Origin of the sequence: Streptomyces sp. PA03-5A, assembly GCF_033792725.1 — a bacterium.
In the GTDB taxonomy this organism is placed as follows: domain Bacteria; phylum Actinomycetota; class Actinomycetes; order Streptomycetales; family Streptomycetaceae; genus Actinacidiphila.
The window spans coordinates 1-628 of sequence record NZ_JARAVL010000096.1 but is presented as its reverse complement, the minus strand read 5'-3'; the positions used below and the strand labels follow the sequence as shown (position 1 = coordinate 628).

At 69.9% G+C, this 628-nt stretch carries 1 protein-coding gene; it reads right to left on the bottom strand.

All coding sequences use genetic code 11. From position 1 onward, the window contains the following. A partial coding sequence (locus tag PV410_RS44635; RefSeq protein WP_500332398.1) for an ATP-dependent DNA ligase occupies nucleotides 1-521 on the bottom strand: 521 nt, incomplete at its 3' end. Between the last annotated feature and the right edge of the window lie 107 nt (nucleotides 522-628).

Sequence of the window (628 nt, the reverse complement as noted above, 5' to 3'; positions counted from 1 at the left end):
CGCTTCGCCACCACACCGTCGTACCCCTCCTGACGGATGTAGTGCAACGCCTCACTCGCCATCGCCGGCCAGTACGGCGGCACCACCACATGCGGCCCGGACACCCCCAGATCATCCAGCAACGCCCGCCGCGCCGTGTACGGCGAATGCAACACCGGCTCCCCCAAGTGCAGGATGTCGTACACCACCAACTGCACCGGCATCGCCTCGGCCGCCTCCGCCACCGCCGCCGGATGCCGCAGACTCATCCGCCGCTGCAACCGCTCCACCGACACCCCGCCGTGCTTCCCCAACGCCACGATCTCCCCGTCCAGCACCCCCACCAGACCCGGCGGCAACGACCCCGGCAACCCCCACAACTCCGGATACCCCGCCGTCACGTCCTGCCCGATCCCCGACACCAACCGCACCTCACCGTCCCCCGGCAGGTACACCAGCACCCGGGCACCGTTGAACAACGGCTCGAAACCGTACTCCGCCTCCGCCCCCGGCCCCGGCAACGGCCCCGCCACCGCCAGCATCGGCGACCACCCGGGCAACTCCGCCCGAGGCACAGAATCCGCAGGAACGCGCGTACTCATATACACCAGCATCCCCCCACACCCCCCGACCGGCGAATTCAGACACC